The 14,280-nt window shown below is 34.5% G+C and carries 15 protein-coding genes; 4 read left to right on the forward strand and 11 right to left on the reverse strand.

From position 1 onward, the window contains the following. Positions 1-80: 80 nt before the first annotated feature. The 5 genes from HZI73_RS24690 to HZI73_RS24710 all read right to left on the reverse strand — a co-directional run bounded on the left by HZI73_RS24690 (position 81) and on the right by HZI73_RS24710 (position 4,664). A complete protein-coding gene (locus HZI73_RS24690) occupies positions 81-596 on the reverse strand; it encodes a hypothetical protein (protein WP_212695995.1) in 516 nt (171 codons plus the stop codon). Positions 597-623: 27 nt separating this feature from the next. Beyond that, positions 624-1,223, reverse strand: coding sequence for a TetR/AcrR family transcriptional regulator (locus HZI73_RS24695; RefSeq protein WP_212695996.1), 600 nt, complete (start codon positions 1,221-1,223; stop codon positions 624-626). Between the two features lie 137 nt (positions 1,224-1,360). After that, the gene (locus tag HZI73_RS24700) at positions 1,361-2,491 is read right to left on the reverse strand and encodes an acyltransferase family protein (RefSeq protein ID WP_212695997.1); all 1,131 of its coding nucleotides are present in this window, start codon (positions 2,489-2,491) and stop codon (positions 1,361-1,363) included. A 264-nt stretch (positions 2,492-2,755) separates the two neighbouring features. After that, entirely contained in the window at positions 2,756-3,718 is a 963-nt protein-coding gene (locus HZI73_RS24705) for a helix-turn-helix domain-containing protein (RefSeq protein ID WP_212695998.1), read from the reverse strand. Positions 3,719-3,836: 118 nt separating this feature from the next. Then, entirely contained in the window at positions 3,837-4,664 is an 828-nt protein-coding gene (locus tag HZI73_RS24710) for a helix-turn-helix domain-containing protein (protein ID WP_212695999.1), read from the reverse strand. 183 nt (positions 4,665-4,847) lie between these two features. Between HZI73_RS24710 and HZI73_RS24715 the strand changes: the two genes are divergently transcribed. The 4 genes from HZI73_RS24715 to HZI73_RS24730 all read left to right on the forward strand — a co-directional run bounded on the left by HZI73_RS24715 (position 4,848) and on the right by HZI73_RS24730 (position 9,176). After that, positions 4,848-7,088: an FAD-dependent oxidoreductase gene (locus HZI73_RS24715; protein ID WP_212696000.1), complete on the forward strand. Its 2,241-nt coding sequence runs from the start codon at positions 4,848-4,850 to the stop codon at positions 7,086-7,088. Between the two features lie 135 nt (positions 7,089-7,223). After that, positions 7,224-7,772, forward strand: coding sequence for a TetR/AcrR family transcriptional regulator (locus tag HZI73_RS24720; RefSeq protein ID WP_212696001.1), 549 nt, complete (start codon positions 7,224-7,226; stop codon positions 7,770-7,772). Beyond that, positions 7,759-8,250, forward strand: coding sequence for a hypothetical protein (locus HZI73_RS24725; RefSeq protein WP_212696002.1), 492 nt, complete (start codon positions 7,759-7,761; stop codon positions 8,248-8,250). The genes HZI73_RS24720 and HZI73_RS24725 overlap by 14 nt, the downstream gene beginning before the upstream one ends. An 8-nt stretch (positions 8,251-8,258) precedes the next feature. Beyond that, positions 8,259-9,176 (forward strand): EFR1 family ferrodoxin, encoded by a 918-nt coding sequence (locus tag HZI73_RS24730; RefSeq protein ID WP_212696003.1) that lies wholly within the window; start codon positions 8,259-8,261, stop codon positions 9,174-9,176. 205 nt (positions 9,177-9,381) lie between these two features. Here HZI73_RS24730 and HZI73_RS24735 read toward each other — a convergent pair whose 3' ends face one another. The 6 genes from HZI73_RS24735 to HZI73_RS24760 form a co-directional block, all read right to left on the reverse strand. After that, entirely contained in the window at positions 9,382-10,365 is a 984-nt protein-coding gene (locus tag HZI73_RS24735; RefSeq protein ID WP_212696004.1) for a hypothetical protein, read from the reverse strand. Between the two features lie 26 nt (positions 10,366-10,391). Continuing rightward, positions 10,392-10,724, reverse strand: coding sequence for a DUF1475 family protein (locus tag HZI73_RS24740; protein WP_212696005.1), 333 nt, complete (start codon positions 10,722-10,724; stop codon positions 10,392-10,394). Positions 10,725-10,798: 74 nt separating this feature from the next. After that, complete coding sequence (locus tag HZI73_RS24745) at positions 10,799-11,125, reverse strand: hypothetical protein (RefSeq protein ID WP_212696006.1); 327 nt, start codon at positions 11,123-11,125, stop codon at positions 10,799-10,801. A 368-nt stretch (positions 11,126-11,493) separates the two neighbouring features. Beyond that, positions 11,494-12,291, reverse strand: coding sequence for an aminoglycoside phosphotransferase/kinase family protein (locus tag HZI73_RS24750; protein ID WP_212696007.1), 798 nt, complete (start codon positions 12,289-12,291; stop codon positions 11,494-11,496). A 153-nt stretch (positions 12,292-12,444) separates the two neighbouring features. After that, the gene (locus HZI73_RS24755) at positions 12,445-12,861 is read right to left on the reverse strand and encodes a MarR family winged helix-turn-helix transcriptional regulator (RefSeq protein WP_212696008.1); all 417 of its coding nucleotides are present in this window, start codon (positions 12,859-12,861) and stop codon (positions 12,445-12,447) included. A 22-nt stretch (positions 12,862-12,883) separates the two neighbouring features. After that, positions 12,884-14,128, reverse strand: a complete 1,245-nt coding sequence (locus HZI73_RS24760) for an MFS transporter (RefSeq protein WP_212696009.1) — start codon at positions 14,126-14,128, stop codon at positions 12,884-12,886. Positions 14,129-14,280: the final 152 nt, after the last annotated feature.

Raw genomic sequence — 14,280 nt, forward strand, 5'->3', positions numbered from 1 at the left:
AACTGTCACTTTATCTTTATTTTATTAGAGCGCAATGCCTTTTCAATAGGTGTAATATGCTTATACCTAAAAAAGTTGCCCTATTCAGGACAACTTTCTGGGTTCATATTCATATGCCTTCTCTTTTTTAATGTAAGTAGATACATGATTATCCCACCTCCCAGAATGCCATATTCAAGAAACTGAGCTAACCAATAATACTTCCAAACGCCAAGCCCAAGACTTATACTGCTTCCTGGAAATAGGGGCATCTTTGTATCATTTGGGAAAAAGGCAAGTTTGGGTGCTGCAATGATATCCATTAAGGTATGACTTAGAATTAATCCAGCAATAATGGCTGTTGTTCGCTTATTTTTAGATATGAGCCATGTAAGTAATGCACCAACACCAGCTAAGATGAAGCCTGATACAACACTATGTGAAAAGTCCGCATAACCTGCCATTGTATCTGTTGGCGACTTCTCTATACCAGCTACCCATAAACCCATAAAAACCAAGTCGACTGCTTCAGCAGCTAAAACCAAATAACCGACTGGTACATCTTTTGCAATCTTTTTTGCGGCAAATCCAACGCCGATATGTGCTACGCCTGGCATAAAAAACTCCTTTCAAAGAATTAATTTTTAGTTCAAAAGTAAATCAATGGTATTGTCTAAATGTTCATAAACTTGTTCTTTGGTTAATGTATCATTACCACTGATATATAGTGTCAACAGACCATATATAGCATAAATAATAGTCCATGAAATTTTCATAATGTCGTCTTCCGTATAGGTTTTCTGCTCTATAAGATAAGAAAAAGTCTGTGCAAATTGCATCTTCACCTGGGGATTTTTTAATATGTCGGATTCATCTTTTTTATGTTCTTTGTTCAGTGGATGGCAATAAAAAAAGTAATAGACATTGGGTTTATTGATGAAATAATCCATAAATTTTCTAAACAGCAGTTTCAGATCATTATCATTCTGAATAACTAACCTGGAATCTAAAAAGTAATGGTTAATATCTTCTATCATTAAAGTACGCGTTAACCATAGCAATTCATCAAGATTTTCAAAATGATTATAAATCGTACCAAGGGAATAACCTGACTGTTCTGCTACTTTCCTAACGGACACCTCAAACACACCCTGTCCTTCAATGATTTCTTTTGCTGTTGTTGCAAAAACCCTTTTTATTCGCTCTGATTTAAGCTGCTTTTTTTCTTCTTTGCTTAATGTCATGGCCTTACCTCATTACAATGGTTTATTTTTATTACATTGTTTTATATTTTATAACACTGTTATATTTTAATTTATATTTGGTAATTTGTCAACATGAAAGTTCATCCATATAAACCCCAAACACTTCATCAATCTTATTAAATAATTTTATTAAGCATAGGCATCTTCTTAAGGATAAATGCTACTAAAAAGCAGGTAGGGAGACATATTAAACTTGTTAATACAAATTTTAATAATGGCTCTATGTATATCCCCCTCAAACTAAAAGTAATGAATACGATTATGGGTGCATGAAAAACATACACTGCGAAAGCGTTATCTGATAAAACGCTTAGTAACCTATTTTGGAGATTGAATTTCTCTTTAAACAATGCAATCAACCCAATTGACATGCTAACCCCTGTAAATGATTCCCAAATAGCATAAGCAAGACTTTGCCAATGAAGCCCTCCCTTGAAAACATCAAGTTCTCCACGCAAAGCACCTCCAAGAACAAGAACCCCAATCCAAAAGACAACGCCAATGGTCATAGCTGCTTTTAGCCATTTGATTCCCTTTAAGTACTGAATTTTCTCAAACCAATTGTATCGATACGCCTTTATACCTATAAGAAAAAGGACAATATATTGTGCAAAATAACATAATTGCATATTAAGTATACTTGTATCAATGGGCTGAATAAGTCTGATTAGAAAAGCACCTATTGATATAATAACTATTAGACTCACAATTTGTTTTGTATGAGGTATTTTTTTCTCTGCTTTTATACCGCTATTTCTTCTCAAATTATCCATTATAATCCTAGTAAAGGCATATATCATCGAAAATATTAAGAGTGCCAAAGCAAACCAAAGTGGTCCCGAGCCACCAACAAAATCCAACGTCAGCACATAATTAACATAATCATTCATCTTGAATTTTTCTGTAATAATACTAATGGTTAAAGGATGAATAATTAGCATGTACAGTAATGTTGGTAGACCCAACCTAAATAACCTTCCTTTAATAAAATTCACAAACCCTTTTTTATTATAGGCATATGGTACAAAGTAACCAGCTAGAAGAAATAAAAAACCCATAAAATAACTTTGCGTAAAACTTCCAAAAAAAAGGAAAATCAATTGTGATACGTTGTTCAAATCTCTTGCCTCATAATAGTACCATCCTCCAATACCACTATAGGTTACTGCAAGATGTACCATAACAACTAACATAATCATAGCCAATCTTAAATTATCCACATAAAGATATCTATTTCTTTTTGTCATATTTGTTTCCCTCCTGTATTCATTTTATTAAGTGTGATTAATCATACAACAGAGATTATAATAAAAGTTATGGAAAAAACACAATAGTAATACGCTCCTATTCTTATAAAATGCTCATTTTATCACATATAGGAAACCCGTACTATAGCCTATAAACATCGCAGAGGACGGCTATGTAAGATTTAATATGTTTGCTTTCTACAACTTCATTAATCTTACATAACCGTCCTCTGTAATGGGTGAATCACTGTTATTTCTTTATTTTTATAACGATTTATTTTGAGATAATAAACGCATAAGCTCATATCTATTTTTTATACCCATTTTTCTATAGATACTATAGATATGATTCTTAACTGTATTTGGTGAAATAAACAATATTTCTCCGATCTTCTGGTTAGTTAAGCCTTCATTAATCAGACTAATTATTTCTGATTCTCTTTCTGTAATAGGGTATTGACTTAAAATATGTGTGATGGCCTGTTCCTGCTCATTATTATGATCATTGTCTCGTCCATAATCATCCCCTACTAGTTCTTTTTTAATGAATAATTGTCTAAGTGCACTCATACCAACAAGATTAATAAGAAAAAAAGCAATCGGTGATAGAGGTATGGCATATCTAAAGTTAACAAAAAAATCCATTATATTCATAAAAATAGATACCGGTATAATAATGGCTGCTACGCTATACATCCTGTTTATTTGAGTTTTAAATCGTATATCAATTTTGTCCTTATTGCTAAACAAGACAATAGCATTGTAGGATACCCCTAAGGCTATAAATATATTGGATATAAAAAAACCAATGTGAATGGCAATATCGCCTTCAATTATATTTTGTGTATATAACGTATATACCAATAGAACACTAATTAATAGGATGGTAACAGAAAATGTAAAATAGGTAATTTTTTTATATTTTACAAAGGTTAAGTGAATAAGTTCATATGTAAATTTTGTTAAGTAATAAACAAAGCCTAAGCCTATAACTAATAAGCCAATCATGATAATCGTTATTAATAACTCTGGATATATGGTTAAATTAATAGCAAAGTAATAATTAAAATTATCAACCACAGCAAAAGCTAATAAAAAAGAATCTACATAGAGCAAATACTTTAAAATAGGTTTCTTATCCTTTAAATGCAAAAAAATGCCTAATGAAATGACCCCTATGCCAGGGACAAAAGACATGATATATAGCAATAATATAACGTGTTTCATACCATCTACTCCGAATTCTACTGGATAATTTGTTCCACATTCTTTAAAGAAGTATATCATAATGCTTTCTTGTAAGCAATACACAAGTTCCCAGACGGGACACCAAACACAACTATCATTACCCCTTATCCTCTTGATTGACTGTTGGTTGATACATCTGCTTTAAATAGTCTCTTGGTGATAGCCCTGTTACATTTTTGAACACACGGCTAAAATAATAGGGATTGGGATAGCCCAAGATATCACTAACTTCTGAAATATTTAGGGTTTCAAACGTTAATAGATCAATGGCACTTCTGATTTTCAGTTCTTGGTAGGCTTCCAAAATGGTTTTTCCCGTTTCACTTTTGAACTTTCTGCCTATGTAGCTATAATTCATGCCTAATTGATTGGCAATAAGCTCTGTGGAAAACTGATTTCTAATTTCTCTCTTTAGGATAAGCATGACTTTATCTGAGATACTTTCTGATGATGATTCTTCCTGCATTCTTTGGCTACTTAATAGCCATTTGAAGAAAAGCTCATAAAGCATGCCATTCAATTGTTCCTTATAAAAAGCATCATGGTTTAAATAAATTTGCTCCATGGTTTCCATATGTGAAAAAATGGCATGAGGGCAATCGAAAGCAACTATTTTAGGCATTTTTATCACTTGCCCTTCTAATGGCATAGCAATGGGTAAAAAGGAAACCCAATACCACTTTGCTGGAGGTTTTATGGTTCTTTTCCCCCACTGCTTACAACCGGCTTTAAAGAAAAATATATGATTCTTTGGCACTTCATAATCCATACCATCCTCACATATTAAAAGCTTACCTTCAACTATAACCAACATGGTATTAATATTTAAATGCCTTACCCGATGTATCCATGGTTCTTCCACATTAAATTTACCCACCGTTAATACTTGGGGTAAATGATGCCTCTCAATCATGATTTCATTCATACGATCAACCTTTCACATAATCCTTGTTTGTGAACTCTCTATACCGATTTCCATAAAGTCGTTATAAGATATGTTTTATTCATTATAAGATATTTCAATTGTATTATAGGGGTTTTATAATTGTTAGTATAAGATATGTTAATCATAGCATATAAAAAAATAAAAGAAAAGGAGTGTGCTGCTATGCGCATTAAGTTAAAGACCATTACAAGTGATTTAACCATTGCAGGGGCTGGAATGCCAGGTATTTGTGCTGCTATTCAAGCTGCAAGAAGTGGGCTAAAAGTTGCCCTCATTAATAACAGAGGGTTTCTAGGAGGTAATGCAAGTCCAGAAATACGTATTGATATTTGTGGTGCAGACGGTGCTTGTGAATTCAATTTTTATGCGAGAGAAACAGGTATTATTGAAGAAATCCGACTTGAAAACCTGTATAGGAACCCGCAAGGTAACCCTTACCTATGGCATACAGTGCTTCTTGATTTTGTTCTAAAAGAAGAAAATATTTCATTGTTCCTAAATACCAATATTGATGAAGTACATACAACATCTGATCACCTCATCACAAGTATTGAGGGTTCCCAAAGTGGTTCTGAAAAGAGGTTCAAATTCGAGAGCCCACTTTTCATGGATAACACCGGTGACGGTACAGTTGGTTATCTTGCAGGTGCTGAGTTTAGAATGGGCCGAGAAGGTAAGGATGAATTTAACGAGCGTATAGCTCCTGATGAACCTGACGACAAAACACTTCTGAGTACGTTATCCTTCTACTCCGTAGATACAACAAGGCCAGCTCCTTTTACCCGACCAAATTTTGCCCAGGATGTTCCCATTGAAGATGCATTAAACTACCGTCAAATTCCAGATAGAAACCCTCATTCTACACGTTTTGAACACTATCGTATGCAATGGTTCTATGAGACTGGGCATGAGCATCATCCAGTTAATGGCGCTGAAGCCATCATGCATCAACATCGTCAACTTGTATGGGGCATTTGGGATCATATTAAAAATAGTGGTCAATATGATGCATCCCGTCATGACATAACCTATATGAGTCCCATTCCAGGTAAACGTGAATCCAGAAGATTCGTTGGTGATTATATATTGAATGAAAATGATATTGTTCAGCAACATGCATTTGATGATACCATTGGCTATGGGGGATGGTCCATTGATTTGCATGCCATGGAAGGCTTCTTTTCAACGGATATAATGACCAACCATTACGTATTAGAAGGTGTCTATGCCATCCCTTACCGTTCATGTTTTTCTGTTAACGTGCCGAATTTACTTCTTGCTGGTCGCTGCATGTCCACCACCCATGTTGCTTTTGGTTCTACCAGAGTTATGGCTACCCTAGGCGTTCTAGGCCAGTCTTTAGGTATTGCCGCAAGCCTTATGCATACATATCATATGACACCAAGGGCACTTTCTGAAGAACGCCTCCATGAACTCAAACAAGAACTCTTACACAACGACCTATGTTTCTTTGATAATAAAAATCAAGACACATCTGACTTAGCAAAACAAGCAACTATTCAGGTTTCATCTACTCAAGCAACAGAAAACATGGCCATGACACATAGTAAGTCTCTAGATGAACCTATTGGCCTTATCCTTCCAGTAGCTTCTCACCTTGAATGCCTTAATCTGTATGTAAAGGCTCATGAGGATACGGCATTAGTTTATGAGATATGGACACCTAATAAAAAAGAAAACTATTCCCCTAAAGCATGTATAAAACAAAGTAGCATGCACCTAACCGCTGATGATACCTTTAGATGGATTTCCCTTCCTGCTGATTGCGCCACCTCAGCTGGTAAAGTCATGATTAAACTCATACCAAATCCCAAACTAAGCCTTGGTTTTAATCACGAGAAAATGAATGGTATCATCACGCTAATCCAAAAACCACTACCTGAACACACCACATTCACCAGCATCGAAACACACCACATAAGGCGTTCATTATGGGTAAAATCTCAAGATACACTTTGCTTTCAATACGATGATCCTACCAATATCTACGGTCCAAAATCACTCATTAACGGTTACAGTCGAAACTACCGCCTTCCTAATCTATGGTTATCACGTCCTAGTAAGGAGGCATGGATAAACATGACATTTGATGAACCAAAAGTCATACGCCAGATGACCTTAACTTTTGATTCAGACCTTAACTTCTTCTATGACAACCTAGAAATCCATTATGATTTTAATGCAATCCCAGAACTTGTTAAGGATTACCAAGTTATCGCATCTTATGAAGGCTCTGATCAAGTCATTGCAACTGTAGAAGGAAATTATCAACGGGTCAATCATCTAACATTTGATGGTGTGACAGCAGATACCATTAATATTAAAATGACTGCCACTAATGGCTCCACAAGATTTGGTGTGTATGAAGTAAACGTGTATTAACCTGTTCAGTAACGAAGACCATCATGTGCTATGTGTCTACCAACTATTGATAAATACTTATTGACAAGGTATACTGCATAGCCTATAATAGTATACATGGTATATAGCGAAAATGTAACAATTAAAAAAAGAATATTGAAGACAGCCAAGGCATTTATTTTTGAGTATGGCATCAGAGGTTGGAATATGGATGAATTCGCAAAGGAGGTTGGCATTACAAAGCGAACACTATACAAATACATGAACTCCAAAGAAAGCCTCATAGAAGCTGCTCTTGTTGACTACATCAAAGAAACCCAAAAAGAATTAGCTGATCAGTTAAATCATACAGCTGATTTTAACTCTGGTATCCATATAATACTCCACATATTCCCAGAGTTAGTAACAAAAATGCAATCAAAGATAATAAAAGATATCTATAAACACTATCCTTCTATTGAAAAAACGATATTTCAAAAACGTGAAGAGTTTTCCTATGAAATCATCAAATTTATCCAGAAAGGAAAAACGTTGGGGATTGTAAGAACTGAAATCAAGGACATGGCCATCGTTGAAGCGGTACAAGCGTTCATCCTATACTACGCCAAAAACAATCCTGATACATTATCCATAAAATTAAGAGAAAGCATTGATTTGTTATTAAACGGTATCATTCAAGGAGATAAAAATAATGTTAATGTATAACCCGATCTCTTCATTTATAAACTTCATGGTATTGCAATTATCAAACCGCATAATGGATATAAACCAAAATATAGGGTCTACATTACGCATACACGGTAAGTACCCCCACTATGTATTCAAAGAAATCAGCATATTAAAAAAAGACAAAACCCCTAAAGAAGGTCATGTTATCTTTGAAATCATCTTTCATTCAAGTAAAATGCCTGTAGATACCATTAAGAAAAGAACAAAGTATACCCTGCCTTTTTTTACAGGATTACCTGGTTTTTGTGCAAAAAAATTCCTCGTCAATGAGCAAGAAAAAACATTTAGTGGACGATATGAATGGGAAACAGCAGAATTAGCAACAAAATATGCAAGGTCTTATGCCGTCAGGTTTATGAGAAGACGATCAAAACCCTATGCCATACGCTACAAAATATACGATAAGGCAACTGGACAGATCATTGAGTCTAAAATAGCCAACAGTTGTCAGTAGGAGTAACCATGAAGATAACCGTTTTTTACTTTTCTGGAACAGGCAATACACAACTTGTTGCACAAAAACTACAAAACGCTTTTCAGTTCATGAAACATCATGTCCAGCTTATATCCATAGAGGATACAGACAAGCTACGTCAACTCAACTTATCGAAGGAACTCGTTGGCTTTGGGTATCCCATCTATAAATTCTCTTACCCAGAGATATTTAACCGTGTGCTACCGATTATTCATAAGCATGCAAAAAGCTGTAAATACTTTCAATTCACAACGTATGCACGTTTTACTGGGGATGCAACTTATGATTTTTCAAAAAAAATGGATTCCACTAGGTTTATATGTATAGGTGAAAGAAGTTTTAAAGCACCATCATCGGGTATTTCTGCAAGAAGGCATGAAACAGATTATGCATACAAATCTGTTATGTTTTTTGAAGATCATATAGACGAAAAAATTACAGCATTCGCTGAAAACATGATACAAGCATGCCGTCATAGTAATGAAATCCTGCCTCATAAGCCAAGCTTATTTCATGCATTACGACGTAAAATCGTTGCGGATATTGAAATAACCAAATACCCTAAGCTTCAGATTGATAAAAATAGATGTATAGGTTGTGGATTATGTTCACGTAGTTGCCCCGACCAGAATCTTCTTCAACAAAATGGGAACATGACCATTGTAGATAATACTGCTTGTTTACACTGTCTTCGCTGTATGCATCATTGCCCAAAAAATGCCATATCTTTTGGTGTTTTAACAAAGGACCATAACCAATATACTTTTGCACTACGTGACAGACTGTATGAAGCATCTGCTGTTGGTCATAATCCTTATTGGCATCAATTTAATAAGATTACTAGAAAATGGAAGAGAAACACCATAAAGTACTGGTTAACCCATAAGGGAAAACCTGAAATCTAAGTAACCCTTTTAAACCAACATGAGAAGATGTCGTTTACAACTTTTTATTTTATGGCATAAAAACCTATATCTACGGGCTGTCTCTTAAAAAGCAATTTTGTTGGCTACGTTATTGACGTTATTTTGCTTTTATGAGACCCCTCTTATATAGGTTTTTATACTGTTATATCTGCAAGAATCATATGTTATGGATAGAGCATGGGCATTAATCTCTTTTGACTAACTTTTGTATGCCGCCTACACCATATAAAACCACAAATACGACGAGATATTCAATAATAGGTATCCATAACACTTGATGTACTTGATCAATTGTTTTGTGACCAGTAAAGCCGCCAAATACAACAATCACACCAATCAAGTATATGGCTTGTATGGTTCGCAATAACCATTTGGGTAACCCTAAACCATAGATTTGAGTAACCACTGCCATGGTTGCAAATCCAAATAAAAACATGGGCCACATATTATTCTGCTGCCCAATGGCAACCATGGTACCATGAAAAAGAACCAATACTTCTAAGGTAAACATCCAATATTTGTTCATATGAACCGGGGTGTATATCATGGAAAGCTGGATAAACAACAAGAACATATAGAAAAATCCTACCAAATGGCCACTGGTTGCCACCGTTGGATGATACCAAAAAGTATAGACAATGGCCCAGGAAATGAAGTATCCATGATATTTTCTAATGAATGTAACAGGTTCTTTTAAACTTCCGATAATAGGCAGACGCTTCACTTTTTTACCAAAGAAAATACCTCTTCTTTGACTATCCATAATAATGATCAGAATAAGCATCACAATAACAGACCCTTGTGAACTAAAAACCGGTACGTCTTGTGCTAACCCATCGTACCATATATGACTTTGTAAGATATGTAACGCAATAAAAAATATGTTAACAATAATCAGTTGATTTCTGTGTTTCTTTCTTTTCTCTCTGTCGCCAAATTGGGCTGCATAGATCAATAACCATACCAGTAATTGATGGATAATATAGAATGCCCAGGCTGTTAATCGAGGCCAAAACTCTTTATTGGGAAGTTTCCAATAATACCAAGACGCACCTTGATCAGGTAACAATTCTATCGAATCAAAACGATAACCCAAAACACCAATGACGGCTACAAAACCAATACTGATTAAAATACCAAACCAGAACATTTTCCATTCTTTTTTCATGTTATGCCTCATTTCTTTACGGTTTATTAAGCTCTTCTTCCTTTAAAAAACTTATTCCAATCCCCTTTACTTTCATATAAAGCGATTAAGACATAGATACAACCGGTAAAAAATCCTAGAACCATCATCAATATGGTCCATATAACCGATTTCAACAGATGTTTTTCACGGTATACAATCCATATGGAAAAGAGTGTAAAGCCAACATATAAATCAATCATGGACATCACACCCCAAGGGTTTGACAATAATGCTTTGCCGTCTTTCAAAAAATCACCATTCACAAAACCATTAATCAGACCCACCGTCATAGCACCTAAGCCAATCCATGTTAATATTTTTGGTATTTTCATGTTCATGGATAACACCTCCTTATTAGAATCTTATTCTTTAGTAATGGTTCTTTATGCTTCTTTCTTATATGACTTAACCACTATTTAGGTTCAAGTCCTATCACATAGTCATAACTTTCATTTAGATAGTCCACTAACTTGTCTAAATCTGTTAACATAGCCTCTGGGATTACGATGTACCCCTTCATGACAGCCCCATAGGATTTAAAATAACTTGTTTCTAATTCTTTCATATACCGCATTTGGGTTTCTTTTGAAAACCGCATACCAATTTCCCCATCTTTATTAAGCTGAGAAAACATATAGCCGTTAGCTGATGTATACGGCATTGTTTTACCTTTTCTTTCAAATCGTGGACATCTTTCTACCAGCTCATCGTATATCTTTAACACGTCGTCTCTTGTCATGATGTTATTGTCCCTCCACAAATTCTTTAAATTGATTAATCCACTTTTGTCCTTGTTTACGATACATACTCGAAAAAAATATGGCTAACTCTCCTCATTATATCACTGAATTGCCCTGTTGTCTAAGGTCTAACTCTCATAAACTGGCTGTTAACATTTCTTGTTAATCACTTGTTAAATGTCATTTCAATTAATAGGATAACATCATAATTCTTGGAATAGTAGTAGTAATATATGTTAAGAAAAAAGACGATTATCATGACTAGTCATATCATCGTCTTATATCTTCAAAGGTATTAAAATCATCACCAATTTTAACGCTTAATCTGTTTAGAAGCTTGTTGTTCCACCAGTCAAGTTTGATTAACTTATGAACTGCTACTTGTAGCATACTGCCAAATGGACTTATAAGTATTGTACTCCTCTTCTAATCGTTCTACGCCACATTCAAAAAAAGCAATTGTTAGTACTCTAAACGCTACTGCAAATTTTATGTATTCTTTGTAATCTTTGTATTTATTAAGTCGTTTCAATGTGCTCATTGCCAAACCGTCCCAAGCAATATTATCGCTAATTATAATGGCATCTGCATAACCTAAGGGAGCAAATGTCGGAGAAAAATCAATTACAAGGGGTTCCTTGCCTTCACAAAACAAAACATTTCCCCCTAAATCGCTATGTATAAGTTGATACTCAACCTCTAGCTTTTTTAATTGCTGTAACATAGGACAAATAATCTCATACACTTTATCATCCCAATGATGCGGCAACTTAGCATCTCTCCATAAAACTTCTTGAGCCTTAGCCCAAGGGTTTTCAAACACAGGTACATGCTTGATATTCAATCCCTTTAAATCGCGATGCAATAATTCTGAAACCTCTAAAATATCTTCAATACGTGATAAATCATGCTTACCAGGCTCATATCTTGATGCTCCATAATTATCTATAACAAATTGTCCTTGATTATTTTTAATAGGTCTTGAAATTCTATAACCATGGTTATCTAAATGGTAGAATATATTGGATGAATAATTATAATAATGCTCATCCTCAATTGGCTTGATTACAATATCTCCATACTTAACGGATGTAGATTGCCCTCCTTCTAAAGGCACACCAACTTTATCTACCCTAAAACTCTTTAGTACTCTATTTGGTATCATATTATTCCTCCTTGCATGATGCAGCTAAAGAAATAATCATATAGCTCATATGAACATTCCCTCAAACTTAATTCCTTACTATTTGTGGTCCAATACAATTTAACCCCTTTTTAAATAAATTTAAATTTATGAAGAAAAAGACAACTATACGGATTAGTCATATAATCGCCTTAACATACCTTCAAACGTATTAAAATCATCACCAAGTTTTTCTCGCATCAAATCAATACATTCATTATAAGCATTCATCTCTGCATTACCAATACTTTCACCTTTTGGTGTTAACTCAATATATTGAACTCTTTTATCTTTTTTAGAAGCTTGTTTTTCCACCAGTCCAAGCTTGATTAACTTATGAACTGCTGCTGTCAATGTTGGTTTTGTTAAGTCAAGGGCTTCAGCTAAGCTTGTTATGGTAGCGTTGCTGGTTTCTCGAATACAATATATAAGATTAAATTGGGTATAGGTTATTTCGGAAAGCGCTTCTTTGGTGATGGCTCTTTCCTTATGTTTTTTTATAATGCTGGACATTTTACTTGTTAATTCATCAAGTACTTGATTCAGTTCCAATATTCAAATTCCTCCTTCTAGGCTAATCCAAAGCTTTTTCAGCTTTAAGAAACGGAATATGTACAACCAGTTTTAGCATCATACCAACAAAAAGTATCACTAACGCGGTGGTTAAGTAACCTTTCTCAAGTAAGTATCCATACACTAACATACCAACAAGTCGTGACACAGCAAATGTCATAATCATAATCGATATGAACCTACCTAACATAGTAGAAGATACTTCTGATTGGTAGAAACTTCTGAAAAACACGCCATAAAAACTAAAAGCAAAAAACACCATAAAACATACAATGGATAGATAGATGACAGGGAAATATTCCGTTGTGTCTAGTATATCACGAAAACCATTAAATATCAGTAACATAAATAAAGCGACTGCGCCAATCATCCATATGATGCCTCTATTGATATTATCTGCAATCCCTTTTTTCTTTTGATATTGAATAGCAATGAACCCTGAGAAGATAGCTCCCCCTGATATACAACTTCTGACAATACCATAATGAACATCCGGTGCTTTAAACATAACAAATAACAGGAAAACAACACCGGCTTCAATAAAGGGAAATAAGAACAAATGGGTCAGATTTCCGTTAAGTAAGAGAGATCTTAATCGACGGTTTGATTTAATCATCATTATACCTTCTTTAAATTCAAAGAAGATTTTCCCTGTTTTTTTTACGATAACGTCTTCAAAGTACAAATTGAACTCCGTAAAAGCAGAAATGATGAACGTCATAGCATCAAAAAGTAATAGTATGGATAGCCCCCAACCTGTATAGATAAGACTTGCAACTAGAGGACTTAGGGTATTCGTAATACTTGTAATGGTGTTGGATATTGCATTGCCTTTTGACAAGAAATCCTTATGTACGATTCTTGGATAAATTGTACTAAATGCTGGTCCAAAGAAACAATCACACACCGAAAAGAATATGAGCGTTATATAGATGGATTGTATACTCAGTTGTGCATGAAGACTAATATACCAAAGTACCATTAACCAGAGCCCTCGAATAAGGTCAAGAAGTATGACCATTTTTTTCTTATTTAAGCGGTCCACAATAACCCCTGCATAAGGAGAAATCAATATCCTTGGTATAAATGAAATAGCTATTGTTATACTAAACTGCATGGTAGAGCCAGTTTTTTTCATAATGTACAGAGCAAAACCTGTCATAAGTATAATATCACCAAGAATAGATGTGTTATGACCGAGTAAATATAAAATAAAATTGCTGTGTTTTTTCTTAATAAGTGTCATAATTACCTCCTTTTATTTAGTTAGTTTGTTCTAACTAACATATTGGATATTGTAAACGACACCTCCGTTTTTGTCAAGTGATAAAACCTGCAAACATAAAACTAGCCAATACTCTGCATCAGATTATTGACTAGTGTATCAATGCTATTTTA

It is taken from the genome of Vallitalea pronyensis (assembly GCF_018141445.1).
In the GTDB taxonomy this organism is placed as follows: Bacteria; Bacillota; Clostridia; order Lachnospirales; family Vallitaleaceae; genus Vallitalea; species Vallitalea pronyensis.

What these genes read in the sequence shown, in the direction of transcription:
- HZI73_RS24715 (WP_212696000.1), top strand. Translation starts at nt 4,848, where the DNA reads ATGCGCATTAAGTTAAAGACCATTACAAGTGATTTAACCATTGCAGGG.
- HZI73_RS24730 (WP_212696003.1), top strand. Translation starts at nt 8,259, where the DNA reads ATGAAGATAACCGTTTTTTACTTTTCTGGAACAGGCAATACACAACTT.
- HZI73_RS24760 (WP_212696009.1), bottom strand. Translation starts at nt 14,128, where the DNA reads ATGACACTTATTAAGAAAAAACACAGCAATTTTATTTTATATTTACTC.
- HZI73_RS24690 (WP_212695995.1), bottom strand. Translation starts at nt 596, where the DNA reads ATGCCAGGCGTAGCACATATCGGCGTTGGATTTGCCGCAAAAAAGATT.
- HZI73_RS24700 (WP_212695997.1), bottom strand. Translation starts at nt 2,491, where the DNA reads ATGACAAAAAGAAATAGATATCTTTATGTGGATAATTTAAGATTGGCT.
- HZI73_RS24740 (WP_212696005.1), bottom strand. Translation starts at nt 10,724, where the DNA reads ATGAACATGAAAATACCAAAAATATTAACATGGATTGGCTTAGGTGCT.
- HZI73_RS24705 (WP_212695998.1), bottom strand. Translation starts at nt 3,718, where the DNA reads ATGAAACACGTTATATTATTGCTATATATCATGTCTTTTGTCCCTGGC.
- HZI73_RS24725 (WP_212696002.1), top strand. Translation starts at nt 7,759, where the DNA reads ATGTTAATGTATAACCCGATCTCTTCATTTATAAACTTCATGGTATTG.
- HZI73_RS24695 (WP_212695996.1), bottom strand. Translation starts at nt 1,223, where the DNA reads ATGACATTAAGCAAAGAAGAAAAAAAGCAGCTTAAATCAGAGCGAATA.
- HZI73_RS24710 (WP_212695999.1), bottom strand. Translation starts at nt 4,664, where the DNA reads ATGAATGAAATCATGATTGAGAGGCATCATTTACCCCAAGTATTAACG.
- HZI73_RS24745 (WP_212696006.1), bottom strand. Translation starts at nt 11,125, where the DNA reads ATGACAAGAGACGACGTGTTAAAGATATACGATGAGCTGGTAGAAAGA.
- HZI73_RS24750 (WP_212696007.1), bottom strand. Translation starts at nt 12,291, where the DNA reads ATGATACCAAATAGAGTACTAAAGAGTTTTAGGGTAGATAAAGTTGGT.
- HZI73_RS24735 (WP_212696004.1), bottom strand. Translation starts at nt 10,365, where the DNA reads ATGAAAAAAGAATGGAAAATGTTCTGGTTTGGTATTTTAATCAGTATT.